Here is a 20,650-nt window from a genome sequence, read left to right as displayed (position 1 = left end):
TTTTCCAACTCTATCGTTGCATTTTGCCAGCAGTGACTGCCAGACAATACAGTCACCAGGTGTCGCTGACATGACTTTTGCGTTACATCAAAAACCATGATGTCATAAGGGTTCAAAATCCTCTACAGATTCATTGCGTGCAACATGATTCGCTTACTGGAGGAAACCCATGAAAATTTTGATTGATTTGTTATCGACTGACTACGGTTTAATGAGTTTTATCGTGATTGCTGTGATTTTAGTGGTCATGATTTGGGCAGGGATTTATGTCTATGTCAAAGCGCGACAATCATAAACCCTTTGCACTGACACGATACGCCGCCACTTAAACAAACCCCGCTTACGCGGGGTTTGTGGGTTTACAGCAATACTTTCTCAATGCCACCGTTATTGGCCTTCTGGATGTAATTTTCCATCCAGTTTTCACCCAGCACGTGCTTGGCCATTTCCACCACAATGTAGTCAGCTTCAATGCCAGTGTCATCACCATAGCGTGACAGACCTTGCAGGCAGCTTGGGCAAGACGTCAGGATTTTGACTGGCTGCTCGGGGGCGCCCACGGTCAAGCCCATTTTCTCCATGCCTTTTTCCAGCTCTTCCTGTTTGCGGAATTTGACCTGGGTAGCAATGTCAGGACGCGCCGCAGCAAAAGTGCCGGACTCACCGCAGCAGCGGTCATTCAACGTCACGTCAGTGCCCATCAGCTTGTTGGTGACTTCCAGCGGCTTGTAAGTCTTCATCGGCGAGTGGCATGGGTCGTGGTACATATAACGCGTACCGGTGACGCTTTGCAGGCGCATGTCTTTTTCCATCAGGTACTCGTGGATGTCGAGCAGACGGCAGCCCGGGAAAATCTTCTCGAACTCGTACTTCTGCAACTGATCCATACAGGTGCCGCAAGACACAATCACGGTCTTGATATCCAGGTAGTTCAAGGTGTTGGCGACACGGTGGAACAGCACGCGGTTGTCCGCCGTGATTTCCTGCCCCTTGTCGTGGTTGCCTGAGGCTGTTTGCGGGTAACCGCAGCACAGGTAGCCTGGCGGCAAGACCGTAATCGCGCCCACCTCGTACAACATGGCTTGAGTCGCCAGGCCGACGTTAGAGAACAGGCGCTCGGAGCCGCAGCCCGGGAAGTAGAACACGGCTTCCGAATCCTCGTTTACCTTTTGCGGGTTGCGGATGACCGGAATCATTGTGTCATCTTCCACGCCCAGCATGGCACGTGAGGTCTTGGACTGCATTTTCTTCGGCATCGGCCGGTTGATGAAGTGAATCACCTGCGCCTTGATCTCTGGCTTGCCCACCGTCGCCGGTGGTGCTTTTTTGTCCTTGAGCAGGCCAAATTTTTTGGCCAGGCTGTTAGCAATATTAATCGCCTTGTAGCCCATGCCTATCATGGTTGCACGCAAGAACTTGATGGTGGCCGGATCTTTGGCATTCAGATAAAGCATACCGGCAGCCGTGCCAGGATTGAATTTCTTCTTGCCTTGTTCGCGCAGGAAGTTACGCATCTTGACGGAGACATCACCAAAGTCAATATTGACCGGGCAAGGTTTTTCACAACGGTGGCAGACCGTGCAGTGGTCAGCCACATCGTTGAACTCGTCAAAGTGCTTGAGCGAAATGCCACGACGGGTTTGCTCTTCGTACAAGAAGGCCTCGATCAGCAAGGAGGTGCCGAGAATCTTGTTACGTGGGGAATACAGCAAATTGGCGCGTGGCACGTGGGTAGAACACACGGGCTTACACTTGCCGCAACGCAAGCAGTCAGAAATATCATCGGCAATCTCGCCTATGGCAGACTGTTCCATGATGATGGACTCTTGCTCGAGCAAACCAAAGCTGGGGGTATAGGCGTTTTCCAGCCCGGAACCCATCATGAGTTTGCCTTTGTTGAAACGGCCTTCGGGATCTACCTTGGCTTTGTAAGCAGCAAAGGTATCAATGGTGGCCTGATCCAGGAACTCCATCTTGGTGATACCGATCCCATGCTCGCCAGAAATCACACCATTGAGGCTACGTGCCAGGGCCATCACACGCGCAACAGCGGCGTGGGCGTCTTGCATCATGCCGTAGTCGTCAGAGTTGACCGGGATATTGGTATGCACGTTACCGTCACCGGCGTGCATGTGCAGCGCGATAAACACGCGGCTCTTCAACACGGTTTTCTGAATCTCATCCAGCTTGTCCAGAATCTTCTGGTATTCACGGCCAGCGAAAATATCCGCCATTGGTCGCTTGAGTTCGCGCTTCCAGGAAACGCGCAAATCGTAAGACTGCACGGCGCGGAACACGTTTTCATATTGGGCATAGGCCTTGCCCATCTCGCCCAGCACGGTGACAGGCTCGTCCAGGGTATTCAAAATCAGGCGCCATTTGGCACGCACATCACGCAACAACTGCAAGGCAATGTTTTGTTTGGATTTGACACCTTCGGGGTCGGAGTTGCCGTCTTCATCCGGCTGCAAAGGCAGGTCGCCAGCGACAAAGGCTTCCAGCGCATCCACCAGACGCAGCTTGTTATTGATAGACAGCTCGATATTGATACGCTCAATGCCGTCGGAGTATTCCCCCAGGCGCGGCAATGGAATCACCACGTCTTCGTTAATCTTGAAGGCATTGGTATGGCGCGCAATTGCTGCCGTGCGTGAACGGTCCAGCCAGAATTTTTTACGGGCCTCGGCCGAGACGGCAATAAAGCCTTCGCCGTTACGCGCGTTACACATGCGCACCACGGCAGAAGCCACTTCACCGACGGCGCTTTCATCATCAGACGCGATATCGCACAACAACACCATTTTTGGCCGTTGCTGACGTGCGGCCTTGGTCGCATAGCCGACGGCTTTCACATAGCGCTCATCCATGTGCTCCAGACCGGCCATGATCACCGACGGGTCTTGCTTGGCAGTAGCGTCCAGATAATCCTTGATCTCGACAATCGCGGGCACGGCATGCGACACATTGCCAAAAAACTCCAGCGCAATGGTGCGTACATGTTTGGGCATGCGGTGCAAAATAAAGGTCGCAGAGGTAATCAGGCCGTCACAACCCTCTTTTTGCACACCAGGCAAGCCGGACAGAAACTTGTCGGTCACGTCTTTACCCAGCCCGACCTTACGGAAGCTCGGCCCCGGAATTTCAAGAATCTCAGGCTCGGACAGCAGGTTTTTATGGTCGATGTCGTAGCGGCTGATTTTAAAGCGCGCCATGTCAATATCGTGAATTTTGCCCAGGTTGTGATCCAGACGTTCCACTTCCAGCCAGGTCGCATCTGGCGTCACCATGCGCCATGAGGCGAGGTTATCCAGCGCAGTCCCCCACAGCACGGCTTTTTTACCACCAGCGTTCATGGCGACGTTACCGCCAATGCAACAGGCATCGGCAGAGGTCGGGTCGCAGGCGAATTCCAGGCCGGCGGCGGTAGCCGCATCCATGGCGCGACGGGTCACTACACCCGCGCCGCACTCAATCGTAGCCACCTGACGGGAGACGCCGGGCAAGGTGCGCATTTGCACACCTGTGTGTTGGTCCAGTTTTTCGGTGTTGATGACTGCAGACAATGGCGTCAACGGTACCGCGCCGCCCGTGTAACCCGTTCCGCCCCCACGTGGAATAATGGTCAGACCTAATTCGATACAGGCGCGCACCAGATAAGAGATCTCGGCTTCAGTATCCGGGTTGATCACCACAAATGGATATTCGACGCGCCAGTCGGTCGCGTCTGTCACATGTGAGACACGTGCCAAGCCATCAAACTGCACATTGTCTTTGCGAGTGTACTTGGTCAGTTTGGCCAGGGCTTTTTTGCGTAAGTCGGCCGTTTGCTTGAAATCATCGGCAAACTTCTCTACCGCCTTGGTCGCCGCAGAGACCAGTTTTTGTACTTTTTCATTGCCACCGCTACGTTCTTGAATGGCAGCAATACGATGATATAGCGCCTCGATCAAGGCCTTGCGGCGCTTGGGGTTTTCCAGCAGGTCATCTTGCAGATAAGGATTGCGTGACACCACCCACAAATCGCCCAACACCTCAAACAGCATGCGCGCGCTGCGGCCTGTTTTACGCTCGGCGCGCAGCACATTGAGGATCTCCCAGATTTCTTCGCCTAGAAACCGGATGACGATTTCGCGGTCAGAGAAGGAGGTATAGTTGTACGGAATTTCGCGTAATCGTGCGAGAGGGGTAGAATTGCGCTTTAACAAATCTGCGTTGACAGGTGCGTTCATTGATAATTTATCAAAAACAAAAGTCAATTATACCATGTCGTATACAGCACAAACACGTTACACGGCCTATGGTTTTTAGCGTGCATTTTTGAGTCATCCGTTTTTTAAGAGGCTAAGTTGAAATCAATATTCAGAACATGGGGCGTAGCAATAGTTGCATTGGCGCTCATCGCAGGCCTGGTATTTGCTGTCATGCAAAAACCGCAGGCTCCAGAAGTCACCTTCACCACGCTGGATGGCCAGAAAATCAGCATGCAAAGCCTGCGCGGCAAAACGGTGCTGGTCAACTTCTGGGCAACAGACTGCTCTGGCTGCATCAAGGAGATGCCTGACCTCATCCACACTTACCAGCAGTACAAAGACAAAAACCTGGTGGTGATTGCCGTGGCGATGCCCTACGACCCGCCTGCGCAAGTGCTCAATTACACCCAGGAAAAAGCGCTGCCGTTTGCCGTCATGCATGACGGTTACGGCGAAATGGTCAAGGCGTTTGGTAATGTCAACCTGACCCCGACCACCTTTATCTTTGACGGCAACGGCAACCGCATCCAGAAAACCATAGGCGAACTCAACTTTGCCGAATTACGCAAACTCCTGAATCAGAAAGCCAGCTAAATGTTGTGGGTCAAAGCGCTACATATTATTTTTGTCACCAGTTGGTTCGCAGGCCTGTTTTACCTGCCCCGTATCTACGTCAACCTGGCGATGGAAACAGAAACTCACGCCTATGCGCGCTTGCTGCTCATGGCGCAAAAACTCTACCGCTTCATGCAGCCCCTCATGCTGCTGGCGCTCGCATTTGGCTTATGGTTATGGCTGGGTTACGGCATCACCGGTGGCTGGATGCATGCCAAACTGACCCTGGTCATCCTGCTGATTGGCTACCATCACTATTGCGGCAAACTGCTTAAACAATTTCTTGCGCAGCAAAACAAGCGTAGTCATGTCTGGTTTCGCTGGTTTAATGAAGTCCCGGTGCTGATCCTGTTCGCCGTGGTGATTCTGGTGGTCGTCAAGCCATTTTAAGCAGGTATGTTGCACGCATTATTACAATCAGATTGGCTGATAACCATGCTGGACAAGTCCGGCAAGCAGGCCGCGCACAAGCTGCTAGGCTTATTCAATATTCTGGATGACTTGCTCTCCAGCCCGCTCGCAGAGGCGCAAACCACGCCCGCGACAACATCGACCCAGCCTGGGCGACTGCAGGCATACCTGAGCACACAGGCACAACTGGCAGGCGCGCGCCTGCCTGACATGCTCGCTAACCAGCTCTATTTTATGGCACTCAGCGCCTGTCAGGAAAAGCTGGCACACAGACAATCCAGCGCCCTGCAACATGCAAAACAGGCAGCAAAAGCACTTATCGACGAGCAAACCAAACTGCAAATCGACTGGCTGGCCATCCGCAACTATGGCGTGGTGGCGGTCACCTTGGTCTGTGGCGTCGTGGGCGGTTATTACTGGCATATGCAGCTCGAATCCGCGCCCAGCCTCCAGACCGCAGCGGTGCATCAGCCTCCGCCCCGCCCGTTATCATTCGAGGCCAGTCCCACCGAAACCGCAGCCATTTACAGCCGCCTCGAAACCATGAAACATGGCGATTGCCGACTGATCGAAGCGATTCAACTGCCAGAACGCTTGAAAAGCGTTTACATCGAAAACATCATCAATGGTCACGTCACAACCAACCGCGACGAACAAGTACTGGTCAACCAGCTGCTTGATCAGGTGCAGTGCAATTACACGCCCAAACTGATGGCCAACTCCAGACAGTAGACTGCCTGACAATAAAACAGGCCGTCATTGCACAACAAAAAAGCCGCCACTGCTCGTGACGGCTTTTTTTACAGCAAACGCTGATTTATTGGAACAGGGTTTTAAGCTGATTCAAACCACCATCGTAAACGCCTTTAATCGCGTCAGAGGCTGCTTTTTCATCTGCAGGCGCTTTGGGCAAGAAATGGCTTTCCCACACCACCACAGACTTGCCATCCCCATTGCTATGTACACTCACGGTGGATGCGTAGTCATTCACCGGCAACACGCCATCAGTGATCTTGTAGCCATAGCTTTTCTGTTTTGGATTGTAAGCAGTCAGTGTTTCATTCACTTTGCCGCCATCCTTGAGCGTCAGCACGCGTTTGGCGCCCACGCTGTTATTTTTACCCGCAACGATCTCGGTTTTCGCTACAGCGGGATGCCAGGCACCCAAATCGCCAAAGTCAGAGACTTTTTTCCAGACCACGTCTACCGGCTGATTCAGCTCCACAGATTTAACGACATACAGTGGCTCGGCCGCAAATGCCGTGCTTGAGAGGGCGAACAGGCTAGCTAATAATAATTGACGCATGATTTTCTCCTTGTTGTAGATGAAGTACATTGTAAATAAATTGACCATAAATGTATACTATACGGTATAGTATATTTAACACGGCAAGCAAAGTCAAACAATAGGATTTGTTCCCTGGCTGAAAGTTCTGGGGGTATACAAACTTGTATAGGGTGTTATAATTTTAGGCATGAATGCGCTTAAGCAAAAAATTTTGCAGGTATCGACGGATCTGTTCCAGACGCGTGGCATTAATTCCACGGGGGTAGACACGATCGTGGCTGTCGCAGGCACCACCAAAATGACGCTTTACAAGTATTTTGAAAACAAGGAAGAACTGATCCTGGCCGTGCTGCATCAGAGCCACCAGGACTTTCAGGACTGGATGAATGAAAAACTGGGCGGTCTTGGTGGCAGCCCAAATGAAAAAATCCAAAAACTGTTTGAGTTTATTGAAGAGTGGGTGACTTCCCCCTCGTTCACCGGGATTGCTTTTATCAAGGCTTCCGCCGAGTTCCCCAATGAAGAAAACCGGATTCATCAGCTGTCTTCGCAACAGTCCCGTGAATTCAGGCAATTTATTACCAAGCTGGCACAAGAAGCCAATATTAAAGATGCCGAAGGCCTGGCGCTGCAACTCTCCATTCTATTTGAAGGTGCCGTACAGGCCGAACAAATCAAACGTGGTTCAGGCGCCATCAAGTCTGCCAAAAAGGCCGCCAAAACGCTGATTGATCTGGCCATCAAGCAGTCCTGACCCGTCTTAGCCGCTCGTAACACTTGCCACACTGCTGGCGCACAGCAATAATAGCCCTACTTTTATCCAACCCCGTATTCACTTCATGAAAATTCTTATTTGCGGCTCACTCGCCTACGACACCATCATGGTGTTCCCTGACCAGTTTAAAAATCATATTCTGGCAGACAAAATTCATAAACTGAGCGTGGCATTTCTGGTCCCTGAAATGCGCCGCGAATTTGGCGGCACCGCGGGCAATATTGCCTACAACCTGCAATTACTCGAAGGCCAGCCGCAGATCATGGCGACAACCGGGGATGACTTTGCCTCCTATGAGGCATGGCTGAACCAGCATCATATTGATACGCAGCACATCAAGGCGATTGCCGGCACCTACACTGCTCAAGCATTTATCACCACCGACATGGATGATAACCAGATTACCGCGTTTCACCCCGGGGCCATGCAATATGCGCATACCAACAGCGTGAACGACGCCAAAGATATTGCCTTGGCCATCATTGCCCCAGATGGTCGCGATGCCATGTTCCAGCACGCAAAAGAGTGTCATGAGGCCGGGATTCCCTTCATGTTTGATCCAGGCCAGGGCTTGCCGATGTTTAATGGCGAAGAGCTCATGCACTTTATTGAAATGGCTGACTATCTGGCAGTGAACGATTACGAGTCACAAGTCATCCAAGACAAAACAGGGCTCAGTCTGGAACAACTGGCGGCCAAGGTCAAAGCCTTGATTGTGACCTTGGGTAGCGAGGGCTCGCATATTTATGCTGACGGTCAACGCCATGACATTCCGTGCGTTAAAGCAGATAAGGTCGTAGACCCAACAGGATGTGGCGATGCTTACCGTGCTGGCCTGCTGTATGGCATTGTGCGTGGCTGGGACTGGAAAGCCTGTGGCCGGCTGGCGTCTACCATGGGCGCGATCAAGATTGCGAGCCGTGGCGGGCAGAATCACCAGCCGAGCCGGGCCGAGATTGAAAACATTTACAGTCACGCCCTGGTACAGGATGCCTTGAAAGAGGATCCTAGTCTGGGCCAGGCTACCCATTAAAAGAAGCTTGTTCAATATTGGAGAAAAAAATGAAAACACGTGTATTGCAATGGCTTGCTGTGGTATTGGTCACCGGCATTCTGGCCGCGTGCGCGAGCTCTAACTCTGGTAGTGTGTATTCGCGTGATGAAGCACGCAGAGCACAAACGGTGAAAACCGGGGTAGTGGAAAGCGTGCGTGCCGTCAAACTTGAAGGTACCAAGTCCCCTGTCGGCACGATCGCAGGGGGGGCAATTGGTGGGATTGCTGGCAGCTCAGTGGGCGGTGGTCGCGGCAGCGCGATTGCAGCTGTCATTGGTGCCGTCGCCGGTGGCCTGGCTGGTTCAGCCGCTGAAGAAGCCGTCACCCGCAAAAACGCACTGGAAATCACCGTCAAACTGGATGGCGGCGGCCTGGTGGCCATCGTGCAGGAAGCAGACGAACAGTTTAATGCGGGCGACCGTGTACGCATCGTTGAAAACGGCGGCACCTCACGTGTTTCCCACTAACAGAAGCTGGCGTTAAGCGCCGCATAGCAACCATCCCCTTCTGGGGTGTGGTCCTTAAAAAGAGCAGCCTAGGCTGCTCTTTTTATTAGTGCATGGGGCATGTCCGCCACCATAGTCAACGTCACAGAATTGTCATGTGAACGTCACCAATCATTCATGTGACACTTCTAATATCACCCTAAACCTCAACCAAGGAGTCGCGTGATGTTAGAACGCAATTTGCAGGAACATGGCCTATATCAAGCCGAAATTCAGCCAACCACCGAGAACAACCGTAAAGTCAACTCAACACTGAGTGTTGCTCTGGCGACAACCGCAGAAGAAATCATGGAAGCGCAACGCTTGCGCTATCAGGTGTTTGCTGAAGAAATGGGCGCGCAGATCAAGAGCCAGAATGGCCTTGATGTAGACGGCTTCGATGCCTTTTGCGATCACTTGCTGGTCCGCGATGATGCCACGCAGCAAGTGGTGGGCACTTACCGCATCCTGAACCCGATGCAGGCCATGCTGGCAGGCGGTTACTACTCTGCCGGAGAGTTTGATTTGAGCCGTCTGGCCCCCTTGTCTGACCGGATGGTAGAAGTGGGCCGTGCCTGTGTGCATGCCGATTACCGCACCGGTGGCACCATCACCATGTTGTGGGCAGGCCTGGCCAAATACATGATGGCCCGCCAGTATGAATACATGATTGGTTGCGCCAGTATTTCCATGCACGATGGTGGCCACACCGCTGCCTCACTGTTCAACAGCCTGCGCGAAGACTATCTATCTCCCGCGGAATATCGTGTGTTTCCGCACCATCCATTGCCGATCGAGGCCCTGGATCAGTCACTCGAAGTGACCTGCCCACCATTGGTGAAAGGCTATTTGCGCCTGGGGGCTTATATTTGTGGCGAACCTGCCTGGGATCCGGCTTTTAATACGGCCGATATGCTGGTATTGTTACCTTTATCCAGAATCAATCCCAGATATGCTGCGCATTTCTTGAAATAACTTGCCAAAAACAAATTTTCTTACCTTCTGCTGGCGCACCGCCCGCATTTTTCTCCACACACTTACCGGACTCACATTGGCAACGCTCGTGTTGCCTGTGTGTGGCCGTCGTGGCCGCGAGCAGTTGATTCGCTGGTGGTGTGCCAAACTATTGCGCTGTTTTAACCTGCAGTTATCGGTGAGCGGCGTACGCCCGGCACCGCAGTCCAAGCATGTGCTGTTTGTTGCCAACCATATTTCGTGGTCAGATATCCATGCCTTGAACAGCCTGATTCCAGTGCGTTTTGTCGCAAAAGTCGAAATCAAGGATTGGCCAGTGTTTGGCTATCTGGTCAAAAAGTCTGGCACCATTTTTATTAACCGGACACGCCAACGTGATGCGGCACGCGTGCTGAAAGTAGTCACGCAGGCGATGAAACTGGGGGACAATCTGTGCGTGTTTCCCGAAGGCACCACCACCGATGGGCAGCAAGTATTACCGTTTAAAAGTAGCCTGATTCAGGCCGCGATTGATGCAGAGGCGACAGTGATCCCGATTGCGATCCACTATCCCATGCCTGACGGCAGCCCTAACCTGGCGGCAGCGTATGCAGGCGAAACCAGCATGATCGAATCCATGCTGTCTTTTCTGAACATGCAGTCACCCAAAGTGCATTTGCATTTTTGTGCGCCGATAGAGGCGCGCCTGCTGGACCGGCAAACGCTGGCCAGCCAGGCAAGAAATGAAATCATGGCGCGCTTACCCTGGGCGACCGTGCCTGAAACCGTCAGCGAACCAGCGGTGCAAAAGCAAGCCTGACTGTGATGGCTCAGCCCATCGTTAGACATATGCCTGCCAGGCCGTTTTAAGCAGCAAAAGCGTCACAACTGCCGCAAACACCCGGCGCACCAGCGTGGTTCCATGCTTTAGCGCCAGTGCACTGCCTAACAGGCTGCCCGCGATATTGGCGGCCGCCATGGCCAAGCCCAGTTGCCACCAGACTGCGCCGCTCCAGCCCAGCACCGCTAACGTTGCCAGATTAGTACTGGCATTTAACACTTTAGCAGAGGCAGAAGCATGCAAAAAATCCTGGCCGAGAAAACGCACCAGCATAAAAATAAAAAAGCTGCCGGTGCCTGGCCCAAAGAAACCGTCATACCAGCCGATGCTGCCCCCAATGGCCAACGCAATCATCCATCGCTGCCGCACACTGTGGCCCCGGGCCCCCTGTTCGACCCCAAACTGCGGAAACTTGAGCGTATACACCAACACCAGCAACAACACCGCTGGTAATAGCTTGCGCAAAAAATCTGGCGCGACCCAAGTCAAGGTCCATGCCCCCAGGCAGGCGCCTAAAAATGCAGCCAGCGTTGCAGGGACTAACCAAGTCCAATCCAGACGCACATGCCGACTATAGCGCCAGGCGGCAACACTGGTGCCAAACACACTGGAACATTTATTGGTGCCAAGCAACAGCACGGGCGCGGCATTCGGAAAGCTGGTTAGCAAAGCGGGGACGGTCACCAGTCCACCGCCGCCCACCATGGCATCCACCACGCCCGCCCCAAAAGCGGCCAGGATCACCCACCAGAGCTCCACCCCCGTCTCCGGACTAATCGCCACCCAGGCCGGGCGGCTGATCACGCGGATCCAGTGCCACCTGCGTCGCCTCGCCAGTGTCCAGGGCGTATGCCGTCAGTTCTCGCCCCCATAAACAACCGGTGTCCAGCGCGATCACGCCATGCGCTTGATACAGGCCCAACGCCGACCAGTGCCCACACAGGATGGGCTGCTTGGCCTGGGCGGACTGGCGACCGGCCGCCTGAAACCAGGGCAGATACCCGGCCGGTAGCTCAGACAGTTCGCCTTTGAACGCGAACTCCATCGCGCCGGCCGCATCCACCACACGCATGCGGGTGAGCGCATTGGTAATCGCCCGCAAGCGGTCCATGCCGGTCAAGTCCGCGTGCCAGGCGGCAGGCTGATTACCATACATCTTTTGCAAAAAGCCCAGATAGTCGGGCGATTGCAACACCACCTCAACCTCGGCAGCCAGCGCCCTCGCTTGCGGCAACAACCACTGCGGATACAAGCCGGCATGTATCATGGCATAGTCGTCTTCCAGCACCATCAATGGTTGATGCCGCAACCAGTGTAATAACGCTTCGCCATCCTCGGCTGCCAATAAAGGCGCTAAAGTGTCAAAGCGATGCGGTGGCCGCACGGCGTGTACGACGGCAATGGCATGCAAATCATGGTTACCCAGCACCACCTTGATATGCTCGCGATGCGCATATAACCAGCGCAATACCGGTAGTGATCCCGTGCCGCGGTTGATCAAATCGCCAACCAGCCACAACTGGTCGCGCCCAGGCGCAAAGTTTAGCTTTGCCAGCAACTGCATAAAAGAATGATAGCAACCTTGCAGGTCGCCAATTGCGTATCTCGCCATGGCTATGCACCTATCTGAAATCGATTTACGGGCACTGCTACACACTCAACTTCCGTCGCGATACGGCGTTGCTCATCAAGAAATTTCTCCTGCCATATCAACTATATGCAGCATCAAATTTTTTCATTCGCGCCTTGTCTGGCTGAGCGATTTGAAGGTGTAGAAGCGCCCTGACCAATAAAAAAGCCGCTTGAGATTCAAGCGGCTTATCGCAATATTGCTGCTTATTTTTTCAAGCTGGCAGGATCAAATTTGGCCCCTGCCTGATTCGCCATATAGGCCACCGCATCCGCGACTTCGTGGTCAGTCAACTCTGCGTTACCGCCGCGCGCTGGCATGCTACGAATCCCTTCGATGGCATGTTTTACCAAGGTTTCATAGCCTTGTGCAATACGTGGACCCCAGTCACCGGCATTACCGATTTTTGGCGCACCCAAGGCACCCACACCGTGGCAAGCGATACACACGCCTTTAACAATCTCTTCACCGCTCTTTTCAACGTGCGCGCCACCTGCTTCAGCCACTGCCACTGTCGCAACCGGGGCAATATTGGCCAGCACTTTTTGCTCTGCTGCTTCAGCCACTTCTTTGCTTGGGGCTGCTTTTTCGGCACCAAACACGCCAAAAAGATATGCCAGCAGCGAAACCAGCAATGTGAAAGCAATAATGGCGCCTGGAATGGCAATAATTAACTCTTTAATGCTTGAACTCTGATTGTAACCCGACATATCTGCATCCCGTTGCGTTAGAAAAATTTTCCACGTGATTATAGCGCAGAACCGCCAGACAGGAAACGCGCACCGGTATTTACTGCCATGCAAAACAAACAGCCGGGCTGATTCCCAGACCCGGCTGATATTCGCACAGATAAAACCGTACTACTTTTGTCGACGACGCAACATCGCCAATGAGAGCAACCCCATCCCCAGCATCGCTGCGGAGCCGGGTTCAGGGACAGCACTGACCTTGAACAAGGAAGTGGTGTTGGAGCTTTCATTCGAGAACGCCAGGAAAATCTGTCCGGCTTTTTCAAACGCAACCAAGCCTTCTGGCGCTTTGTCGCCGTCTGAGACAATCATATCAATAAAGCTGACTTTGGTAGGATCAGTGATATCAAACAGCGCTACGGCCCCTTTCAGGGTTCGCTCCAAACCGATAGCAGCGATGGTACGGCCACCCAGGGTAAACAAGTCCACACCTTCTGGCTCAACCCCTTTGTCGCGGCTACGGGCGTCATCATAAATCCCACGTGCAAAAGCTTCTTTATCAAGGATATCGCCACTGTCATAAACCAGACTACCATCGGCATTACGGATGCTGAAAGAACGCGCGCCTGCGGCGTACAGATCGCCTGCAGATGAATCGGTGTTTGATACGCGAATATTGGCCAAATCCCCAGTCGCGCCTAATGAACTGGCATTAGAGCGATCACCATCATCCTCACGGAAATCACCTTCGTTCGCAGTCACCAAGTAGTCCTTGCCAGCAACGTTGTAAGTCGCGATCCCGTCAGGCATGTACAACCCTTTTACGTTGGCGCTAATAAAATTAACGCTACCATTGTTAAGCGGGTCTATGCTGTTGCCCGGCAGGCTGAAGTCTTTGGCACCCAAGCCAACCACCTGGGTAAATGAATTGGTGTTCATGTCCAAAATGCCGATGGCATTCGCCTCTTGAAGGGTCACGTAAGCCTTGCTGCCATCTGCACTGACGGCAATATACTCAGGCTCATAATCCATGCCAGTATTATTGCGAATATGGCTACCTGAAGCAGGCACTCCAGACAAGGTCGCAGTGGCAGCCACGCTACGCTTGGTTACATCAATAATAGTCACGCTACCGACTGGATCATTGGCTGCCGGGTTGAATACGCGTGGCACCGTGCTGCCTTTACGTGTGCCATACACATCTGGGGTTCCTTCATTGGCAACCAAAATCTTGCTGCCATCCGGCGTAAATGTCAGCATATCTGGCAATGCACCGACCGTAAATGTGTTAGTCCCAGATGCAAGGCTTCTGGTTGTGGTGTTATATAACTGCACGATCCCCGGTTGAGTACGTGCACTGTTTTCGATGGCAAATGCCGCCATGCCATTGCTGATGCTGACGCTATTGATGTTACCGAAGCTACTGGTGTCAATATGCTGCACCAGGCTGCCTGTAGCCGCATTCAAAACATCTACGCCTTTGACGCCTGCGACCCATAAAGTATTGGTCATGGCATCAAATGCCGGAATTTCAGACAAATAACCACTCCCACTATGGCTAAAGGTCCACTCTTTGCTAATCTGATAACTGGTTGCAGCCTCAGCCACGCCCATGCTGCCCACTAGCAAGCCGATCATTAAAGTCATTTTTTTCATGTGTATACTCTCCTCATAAAGTGAGAAAAGCATAGGCATCATGCATGACAAATCCTTGACAGTTAAATGTCAATCAAATGAAAACGGACTAGTCATTTAAAATCAAACCGCGCTGAAATTACAACCTCGCATAAGCGTAGTTTTGCGGATAGACCACTTTTTCCCGTGCATCAGTCCAGATAATGTCGCAGCTATCATCATCCATATGCACCATGCGGCCATTACGGTCTACGCAATACTCGCCACAGACGATGCGCTCAACAATTTCATAGCCCTGCGCAATGCGGGTGTAATCAAACAAAATGGAGCGGATGACCGTACTGTCGCGCTGGATATGGCAACCCGAGTTAATCCAGGTTGGGCCAACAATGCGGGTATTTTTATCAATCCGGCTACCAGAACCAATGTATACCGGCCCCTCAATCTGCGTGTGCTCCCAGTCAATATGCACATTGAGGCCCACCCAAACACCCGGTTTCACCTGCGTGCCCGGAATCGGCATCGACGGGAAGAAGCCTTGCATCATTTGCTGCATCACCAGCCAGTAATCGGTCACCACGCCAATATCAATCCAGTTAAACGGATGCTGAATCGCGTAAAACGGCAAGCCTTTTTGCACCAATAATGGAAACAAGTCCGAGCCAATATCAAACTCGCTGCCAGAGGGGATCAAGTCCAGCACCTCCGGCTCAAAAATATAAATGCCGGTACTCGCCCAGTTAGAGCGCGCCTCCAGCTGGCTAGGCTTCTCCTGAAACGAAATAATGCGCCCTTCATTGTTGGTCACCACCACACCATAGCCAGACACCTTGTCCATGGGCACCTGCATGGTCACCAGGCTCGCCAGTGCGCCTTTCTCCTTGTGCTCTTTCACCGCACGCGTAATGTCCAGGTCAATAATCGCATCCCCGCACAACACAATCGTCGTTTCATCAAAAAAGCCGCTAAAGTCCTGAATCTTGCGCATGCCACCAGCTGAGCCCACTGCATGCGGCACCACCTGACCATCCACAATATCCCCCTCAAACGAGTAGCCGATATTCACGCCAAAACGATGACCATCCTCAAAGTAATCCTGAATCTTTTTGTGCAGATAACTGACATTGACCATAATATCCGCCACCCCATGCAATGCCAGGTGCTCCACCAGATAAGCCATCACAGGCTTGCCCAGCACCGGAATCATCGGCTTGGGTAAATCATAAGTCAGTGGCCGAACGCGAGTGCCCTTCCCCGCAGCTAAAATCATGGCTTTCATCGTGCTATATCCTCATATGTTTAGATTTATCAGCCAAGCATAGTCACGCTCTATGACACGATTATTGCAACCTTTAGTACGCTCCCCGAGTCAAGGCAAGGTGAGCGCTACCCCCTGCCCGCCAAACGACTGCCGCTTTTTTAGAGATGCTTACTAAAAGCCCAGGCATTTGGGCTATGATTTGAGCGTTTCAAATGCAACCACAAACATAACGCCTGCCCTGCCATGATTTATTTAAATATTTTCCTCATTGCCTTCATCGCGTTTGCAATCAGTATGGTTTGCGGCGGCGGAGCAGGCCTGCTACTGATCCCCATTCTAGGCCACGTGCTCCCGGCGTCTCAGGTGCCAGCGGCGCTATCGGTAGGCACCTCAGTGAGTTCACTGACCAAGCTCTATTTGTTCTTCCAGCACATTAACTGGCGCATCGTCAGGCACTTTCTGCCCCTCGCCTTACTGGGGGTGATCGTCGGCGCCTGGCTACTCAGCTACCTGGCCCCGATGTACATCGAGCTGTGCATGGCCATTTTTCTGGTCTGCAACCTGCCCTACCTCTTCAAAAAAGCCGCCACCCCCAGTGCAGACAAACCCGCGCTATCCAACCACTTTCTTAAATTTATCGGTTTTCTCGCAGGCTTTATCTCCGCCCTCACCGGCGCAGTCGGCGTCTTGTTCAATGGTGTTTACCTCAGATACGGGCTCAGCAAAGAAGAAATCATCGCCACCCGCGCAGCCAATGAGATTTTTCTGCACATCGTCAAACTGGGCCTATATGCCTATTTCGGATTATTTACGCTAAAAGCACTCACCATCGGCATACTGGTCGCCATTGCTGCCGTCGCAGCCACCTACCTGATGAAATACGTGCTACCTAAAATCTCCATCAGCCTCTTTAGCAAAGTTGGCTACGGTGCCATGGTCTTGTCCGGCGTCGTCTTGCTCAACAGTGCCATCATCCGCATTCAAGAAGCACACGACCCCAACGTACACATCGTCCGCGTCTCCAAGGGCTATGACGCCACGCTAAACTGGGATGATTTAATCTATACCATCGAGTTCAAATACGGCGAAGGCTTTGAATTTGAACGGATTATTCCATTCACAGCGCTGGATGCGCCAAGACAAGCCCATGTAAACGCGCAGAATATAGGCGCAAACAAAATTGTTATCGAAAAAGTCTATTCTCTGAAGAAAATCTCATACGAAGCCTATTACTACAAAGGCGAAACTAACTTGATCAAAAAGATCAAGTTTAAGTAACAGCGTGAAACGCTTTGAATCAAACACACCTAAAAATTGAGCGGCGACAAGCGAAGCCAGCCGCACTTAATTTGATATAATGGCAGGATTGCGCCCGTAGCTCAGCTGGATAGAGTATTGGTTTCCGAAGCCAAGGGTCGTGAGTTCGAATCTCGCCGGGCGCACCATACAAATCAAAGACTTAACTCCAATGGTGCTAAAGTGGTGCTAATTTAAGCGTAAATATCCTTACTTTGAGTGCTATTCTTATCAAATTTTCAAGAAAATTAAGCATATTTCGTGTGGTATTGGTGCATTACACCATGAGTCGTTGCTCCGATTAAACAATAAAAAAGACCAAGTTTTAAACCTTGGTCTTTTTTAACATATTGCAATCTAATTGATATCAAAATTGAGTTTCTCCTTATATACCTTAAGTCTATTCTCAGCCTTGTCTATGAATTGGCTATACAGTAAAACCTCAGAATAAAGTTCACCATAAGGAATTCTTGAAACAGGGTCAGTTAAAGGACTACTGGTAAAATATCCCAATCCACTTGGAAATGGAGTGTAGTTGCCTGGAATTCTTGATGGGTCAATTGTATCGCCAATGATATACCCATAAAATTTCCTTAATTTACCTTTGGATTTGGCTGCCAGCAATCTTGCATATTGAGTAAGGTCATTCAAATGCTCTTGAATAGGCACCCCAGGGGCTTTGAACTCAATAATAATAGCAGCACCCTCCTCATTAAAGATGGCTATATCAGGTCGTTTTAGTTTGTGCTCTTCGTTATTTTGAGCGAATAGCTTTTCTAGGCTCGCATCAATATCACTATCAAAAAGTTTCTCTGAGTTTGGCAACGTGATTGATGCGAGAGACTTGTCAGATGCAATATGTGAGAAGTAATGGTACTCCTCGTTTAATATCCAAATATCATGGTCTTGGAACTCGTTGCTATCTTTACCCATTGGGAAGAAAATATTGTGAATAACTCTTTCATTTTCATTCCTTACTCCACTTTCATTTTGGCAATTCAGTGAGCTCTTAACCGCAAGCTTCAAAATTTCCAAGATAGTTGCTCTACGCACAACCAACTGTGAAAGATTTGCCATATCCATTTTTTTGATTGAACTTGTATACTCCCATGACAACTCTTGCACCTTGTCTCGGAAATCTTGGCTTCTTGGATCTAACTTAAGAACCTCTTGCTTTAAATCAACAAGATTGGATGTTTCATTCACTATTTCCTCTTGAAACCTACGCAAGACCCGCTTTGCAATATTTCCTTCTGTATCACCATAATGAACTTTGATGTTCATTGTATTTAGCATGCCCCTTGTAATACCAAATTTTTCTTGAGTAGCAGTTATGAGCTCTTCTTTATCAAAATCTTTAGGGGTCAATATTGAATATACATAATCCTTAAGAGCCTCAATGATTTCTTCAAGCGATATATCATCATTAAAACTTTCAACTGGACTTTTATTAAGGGGCAAATCAAAACCATCTCGCTGTACATTAACCGTTGTCTCAAGAACCTCGCTCTCCACAAATAGCAATTCAAAATTACCGTATAGTGGAGATGTCCTGTCAGCCTTTTTAATAAAATCTTTTATGATTGACATAACAATCGTGTAGTTGGCACACAAAGCCACCTCATGTTGCCCTTTGCTCAATTCATTAGCAGGTATTGAATATCGCGTAACCTTTAAAAGAATCCTGGTTTCATTACTTGTCAAAACCACTATTTGCTGTTCATCAGTGGGTTCTGGCAAATCTTTCGAATCAATACTTAAAGTGTTTTCTACCTGCTCCTCACCTTGCGTACGCACTTCAGTGATATCAATCTTGAAATCACCAATAACTTTCTTAAGAAAAATGAATCGCTGCAGAAATGTTAGAAACAAATAATCACGAATATCTTGGCTTGAAAAATCTAATTTCAACTTCGGCTTTAACTCAGCAAGAGAAACAACGGTTTGCAGCTCAGATGAGGCACTATCCGCAATTTTAAAATCTTGCTCCGATACCTCTTTGGTATTTTCAGAAATAATCAGGCTTCTATGTTTAATAGATCCATTGACAATAAACGTACTATCAATTTTCAGATGGTTAAAATAATGAAAGAATTGAATTCGGCCAGTACCTTTGCACTTCCCAATACCAGTAATACTTAGTGAGTCTTTATATGTGGAATCTTTGGTGACAAAGGCTTTTACCGGCCCATCACCAAATCCGGCTCCATTATCTGTACAAGTTAATCGAACTGATTGACTCCCGTCTCTCAACAGCCCGTCTAAATATTCAATTTTTATATGAATATCTAATTTAGGGCAGTATTCGTCAGAGTTCTTTCGAATCAGATAAGAATCTATAGAATTGGATAATAACTCCTCAAAAACCGTGAAGGAGTTCTGGCTAATTTTTGTATTTTTGATACCACCCCGAATGTCCAGAGTCATTATTATTTAATCCAAAATTTATTTTTGCACTCGTGTCAGTTTACTATCAGAAAGCAAATAACAAAAATATTTGGACATCAAAGACTATAGAAAAAATAACCTACTGACTCTTAACCTCAATACCAAAAAACAATCGCAAAATCTTCCCCCAAAAAGCGGCGAGACACGTGGTGCTAAGTGGTGCTAAATTTTGATGAGTGGTGCTAAACTGGTGCTAAAAAATTGACCGTTTTAAGTCGATACTATCCGATTAAATCCAGTAGCAGGTGCGCGGCAAGCCTGGTGTTTACTAGGTTTTCCCTTATAAAATAAGCACTAACTTATTATGCGTGTGGTGCTTTCCGAAGCCAAGGGTCGTGGGTTCGATTCCCGCTGGCGCAGCATACAAATTAGTATCTTAAGATGTGAATGTTTTTTTATACACTTATCCTGAGTATAGTCAGAATAACATCGGAGAAGATAAATGGAGTTTCATTTGATTTACAAAGGGCAGCTTAATTCAAACCGTGGCCCAGTGCAGAAACAAATTATCAGACGTCAGATACACACTCAGCTAAAAGATCTTGTGAGCCGCCCCCCTATGGGGACATTTCGAGCGATGCTTGAAAAAAATAGTGGTCGTGTTGTTCAGTCCCAGCTCGGAGAATTCACTTTTGTTCCAATTATTTCAGAGTCACTACGTCACACTGCAGAACTTAATATCACCCTTTTAGTAAGGGACGAGCCGGGAAGGGCAATCACTAGAGGTGGAGATCTAGATAACCGTATAAAAACACTCCTCGATGGACTAAGGAAGCCCCATAACCTAGGCGAAATCCCAGAGAAAGATAGCCCTAATGAAAATGAACAACCTTTTTTCTGTCTGTTAGAGGATGACGCATTAGTGAGCAGATTAAATATATACCCAGATCGACTCTTGCAACTTAACGATGCCTTTCAAGGAGTTGGTAACAGTGATTCTGATGTAATAGCAATCATCAATGTTTTCTCCAGACCTACCTATACAACAATTGGCGAGGTTCAATGGGTAGATTAATTT

Annotated in this window: 19 protein-coding genes and 1 tRNA gene; 12 read left to right on the top strand and 8 right to left on the bottom strand. The window is 50.0% G+C overall.

What is annotated here, in order from left to right; genetic code table 11:
* Positions 1-169 precede the first annotated feature (169 nt).
* Complete coding sequence (locus tag Q9292_RS09155) at positions 170-295, top strand: DUF3149 domain-containing protein (RefSeq protein WP_194749452.1); 126 nt, start codon at positions 170-172, stop codon at positions 293-295.
* Positions 296-359: 64 nt separating this feature from the next.
* Here the strand turns inward: Q9292_RS09155 and Q9292_RS09150 are convergent, their stop codons facing one another.
* Positions 360-4,229, bottom strand: a complete 3,870-nt coding sequence (locus Q9292_RS09150) for a DUF3683 domain-containing protein (protein ID WP_313987146.1) — start codon at positions 4,227-4,229, stop codon at positions 360-362.
* Between the two features lie 192 nt (positions 4,230-4,421).
* Between Q9292_RS09150 and Q9292_RS09145 the strand changes: the two genes are divergently transcribed.
* Genes Q9292_RS09145 through Q9292_RS09135 form a run of 3 tightly spaced genes read left to right on the top strand, consistent with a single transcriptional unit; the run spans position 4,422 to position 6,008 of the window.
* Positions 4,422-4,844 carry a TlpA disulfide reductase family protein gene (locus tag Q9292_RS09145; RefSeq protein WP_313987144.1) on the top strand — a complete coding sequence of 141 codons (423 nt, stop codon included), beginning with the start codon at positions 4,422-4,424 and terminating at the stop codon, positions 4,842-4,844.
* On the top strand, positions 4,845-5,255 hold the full coding sequence (locus tag Q9292_RS09140) for a CopD family protein (RefSeq protein WP_194749449.1): 411 nt from the start codon (positions 4,845-4,847) through the stop codon (positions 5,253-5,255).
* Positions 5,256-5,261: 6 nt separating this feature from the next.
* Entirely contained in the window at positions 5,262-6,008 is a 747-nt protein-coding gene (locus Q9292_RS09135; protein ID WP_313987140.1) for a hypothetical protein, read from the top strand.
* 85 nt (positions 6,009-6,093) lie between these two features.
* Here Q9292_RS09135 and Q9292_RS09130 read toward each other — a convergent pair whose 3' ends face one another.
* Positions 6,094-6,582, bottom strand: coding sequence for an SRPBCC family protein (locus tag Q9292_RS09130; RefSeq protein WP_313987137.1), 489 nt, complete (start codon positions 6,580-6,582; stop codon positions 6,094-6,096).
* 169 nt (positions 6,583-6,751) lie between these two features.
* Here Q9292_RS09130 and Q9292_RS09125 point away from each other — a divergent pair, with 169 nt between their 5' ends.
* From Q9292_RS09125 to Q9292_RS09105, 5 genes are all read left to right on the top strand, one after another.
* Positions 6,752-7,318, top strand: a complete 567-nt coding sequence (locus Q9292_RS09125; protein WP_313987134.1) for a TetR/AcrR family transcriptional regulator — start codon at positions 6,752-6,754, stop codon at positions 7,316-7,318.
* 85 nt (positions 7,319-7,403) lie between these two features.
* The gene (locus tag Q9292_RS09120) at positions 7,404-8,372 is read left to right on the top strand and encodes a carbohydrate kinase family protein (RefSeq protein ID WP_275356736.1); all 969 of its coding nucleotides are present in this window, start codon (positions 7,404-7,406) and stop codon (positions 8,370-8,372) included.
* A gap of 29 nt (positions 8,373-8,401) precedes the next feature.
* Positions 8,402-8,860: a glycine zipper 2TM domain-containing protein gene (locus Q9292_RS09115; protein ID WP_194749444.1), complete on the top strand. Its 459-nt coding sequence runs from the start codon at positions 8,402-8,404 to the stop codon at positions 8,858-8,860.
* 204 nt (positions 8,861-9,064) lie between these two features.
* Complete coding sequence (locus Q9292_RS09110; RefSeq protein ID WP_194749443.1) at positions 9,065-9,853, top strand: GNAT family N-acetyltransferase; 789 nt, start codon at positions 9,065-9,067, stop codon at positions 9,851-9,853.
* A 76-nt stretch (positions 9,854-9,929) separates the two neighbouring features.
* The gene (locus Q9292_RS09105; protein WP_275356734.1) at positions 9,930-10,652 is read left to right on the top strand and encodes a lysophospholipid acyltransferase family protein; all 723 of its coding nucleotides are present in this window, start codon (positions 9,930-9,932) and stop codon (positions 10,650-10,652) included.
* A 21-nt stretch (positions 10,653-10,673) separates the two neighbouring features.
* Here Q9292_RS09105 and Q9292_RS09100 read toward each other — a convergent pair whose 3' ends face one another.
* The 5 genes from Q9292_RS09100 to Q9292_RS09080 form a co-directional block, all read right to left on the bottom strand.
* Positions 10,674-11,477, bottom strand: a complete 804-nt coding sequence (locus tag Q9292_RS09100; protein WP_313987129.1) for a sulfite exporter TauE/SafE family protein — start codon at positions 11,475-11,477, stop codon at positions 10,674-10,676.
* Positions 11,446-12,285 (bottom strand): symmetrical bis(5'-nucleosyl)-tetraphosphatase, encoded by an 840-nt coding sequence (locus tag Q9292_RS09095; protein ID WP_313987126.1) that lies wholly within the window; start codon positions 12,283-12,285, stop codon positions 11,446-11,448. Before Q9292_RS09095 ends, Q9292_RS09100 begins: the two co-directional genes overlap by 32 nt.
* 224 nt (positions 12,286-12,509) lie before the next feature.
* Complete coding sequence (locus tag Q9292_RS09090; RefSeq protein ID WP_313987123.1) at positions 12,510-13,013, bottom strand: c-type cytochrome; 504 nt, start codon at positions 13,011-13,013, stop codon at positions 12,510-12,512.
* A 150-nt stretch (positions 13,014-13,163) separates the two neighbouring features.
* Positions 13,164-14,648, bottom strand: coding sequence for a choice-of-anchor I family protein (locus tag Q9292_RS09085; protein WP_313987120.1), 1,485 nt, complete (start codon positions 14,646-14,648; stop codon positions 13,164-13,166).
* 118 nt (positions 14,649-14,766) lie between these two features.
* Positions 14,767-15,906: an NDP-sugar synthase gene (locus Q9292_RS09080; protein ID WP_313987117.1), complete on the bottom strand. Its 1,140-nt coding sequence runs from the start codon at positions 15,904-15,906 to the stop codon at positions 14,767-14,769.
* Between the two features lie 225 nt (positions 15,907-16,131).
* On the opposite strand from Q9292_RS09080, the gene Q9292_RS09075 reads away from it, so the two are divergent.
* Both Q9292_RS09075 and Q9292_RS09070 read left to right on the top strand, forming a co-directional pair.
* Entirely contained in the window at positions 16,132-17,166 is a 1,035-nt protein-coding gene (locus Q9292_RS09075; protein WP_313987115.1) for a sulfite exporter TauE/SafE family protein, read from the top strand.
* A 90-nt stretch (positions 17,167-17,256) separates the two neighbouring features.
* Positions 17,257-17,333, top strand: a tRNA-Arg gene (locus Q9292_RS09070).
* 208 nt (positions 17,334-17,541) lie between these two features.
* Here Q9292_RS09070 and Q9292_RS09065 read toward each other — a convergent pair.
* Positions 17,542-19,611, bottom strand: coding sequence for a hypothetical protein (locus Q9292_RS09065; RefSeq protein WP_313987112.1), 2,070 nt, complete (start codon positions 19,609-19,611; stop codon positions 17,542-17,544).
* A gap of 463 nt (positions 19,612-20,074) precedes the next feature.
* Here Q9292_RS09065 and Q9292_RS09060 point away from each other — a divergent pair, with 463 nt between their 5' ends.
* A complete protein-coding gene (locus Q9292_RS09060; RefSeq protein ID WP_313987109.1) occupies positions 20,075-20,647 on the top strand; it encodes a hypothetical protein in 573 nt (190 codons plus the stop codon).
* The last annotated feature ends 3 nt before the right edge of the window (positions 20,648-20,650 follow it).

Source organism: Methylophilus sp. VKM B-3414 (genome assembly GCF_032248435.1).
GTDB lineage: Bacteria > Pseudomonadota > Gammaproteobacteria > Burkholderiales > Methylophilaceae > Methylophilus > Methylophilus glucosoxydans.
The sequence above is the reverse complement of the archived record's forward strand: the minus strand, read 5'-3'. Positions and strand labels throughout refer to the sequence as shown.

Excerpts from the sequence above, each read along its gene's own strand:
- Q9292_RS09145 (WP_313987144.1), top strand. The coding sequence starts at position 4,422 with ATGCAAAAACCGCAGGCTCCAGAAGTCACCTTCACCACGCTGGATGGC.
- Q9292_RS09115 (WP_194749444.1), top strand. The coding sequence starts at position 8,402 with ATGAAAACACGTGTATTGCAATGGCTTGCTGTGGTATTGGTCACCGGC.
- Q9292_RS09140 (WP_194749449.1), top strand. The coding sequence starts at position 4,845 with ATGTTGTGGGTCAAAGCGCTACATATTATTTTTGTCACCAGTTGGTTC.
- Q9292_RS09130 (WP_313987137.1), bottom strand. The coding sequence starts at position 6,582 with ATGCGTCAATTATTATTAGCTAGCCTGTTCGCCCTCTCAAGCACGGCA.
- Q9292_RS09080 (WP_313987117.1), bottom strand. The coding sequence starts at position 15,906 with ATGAAAGCCATGATTTTAGCTGCGGGGAAGGGCACTCGCGTTCGGCCA.
- Q9292_RS09085 (WP_313987120.1), bottom strand. The coding sequence starts at position 14,648 with ATGAAAAAAATGACTTTAATGATCGGCTTGCTAGTGGGCAGCATGGGC.
- Q9292_RS09075 (WP_313987115.1), top strand. The coding sequence starts at position 16,132 with ATGATTTATTTAAATATTTTCCTCATTGCCTTCATCGCGTTTGCAATC.
- Q9292_RS09125 (WP_313987134.1), top strand. The coding sequence starts at position 6,752 with ATGAATGCGCTTAAGCAAAAAATTTTGCAGGTATCGACGGATCTGTTC.
- Q9292_RS09150 (WP_313987146.1), bottom strand. The coding sequence starts at position 4,229 with ATGAACGCACCTGTCAACGCAGATTTGTTAAAGCGCAATTCTACCCCT.
- Q9292_RS09095 (WP_313987126.1), bottom strand. The coding sequence starts at position 12,285 with ATGGCGAGATACGCAATTGGCGACCTGCAAGGTTGCTATCATTCTTTT.
- Q9292_RS09135 (WP_313987140.1), top strand. The coding sequence starts at position 5,262 with ATGTTGCACGCATTATTACAATCAGATTGGCTGATAACCATGCTGGAC.
- Q9292_RS09090 (WP_313987123.1), bottom strand. The coding sequence starts at position 13,013 with ATGTCGGGTTACAATCAGAGTTCAAGCATTAAAGAGTTAATTATTGCC.
- Q9292_RS09110 (WP_194749443.1), top strand. The coding sequence starts at position 9,065 with ATGTTAGAACGCAATTTGCAGGAACATGGCCTATATCAAGCCGAAATT.
- Q9292_RS09155 (WP_194749452.1), top strand. The coding sequence starts at position 170 with ATGAAAATTTTGATTGATTTGTTATCGACTGACTACGGTTTAATGAGT.
- Q9292_RS09060 (WP_313987109.1), top strand. The coding sequence starts at position 20,075 with ATGGAGTTTCATTTGATTTACAAAGGGCAGCTTAATTCAAACCGTGGC.
- Q9292_RS09065 (WP_313987112.1), bottom strand. The coding sequence starts at position 19,611 with ATGACTCTGGACATTCGGGGTGGTATCAAAAATACAAAAATTAGCCAG.
- Q9292_RS09120 (WP_275356736.1), top strand. The coding sequence starts at position 7,404 with ATGAAAATTCTTATTTGCGGCTCACTCGCCTACGACACCATCATGGTG.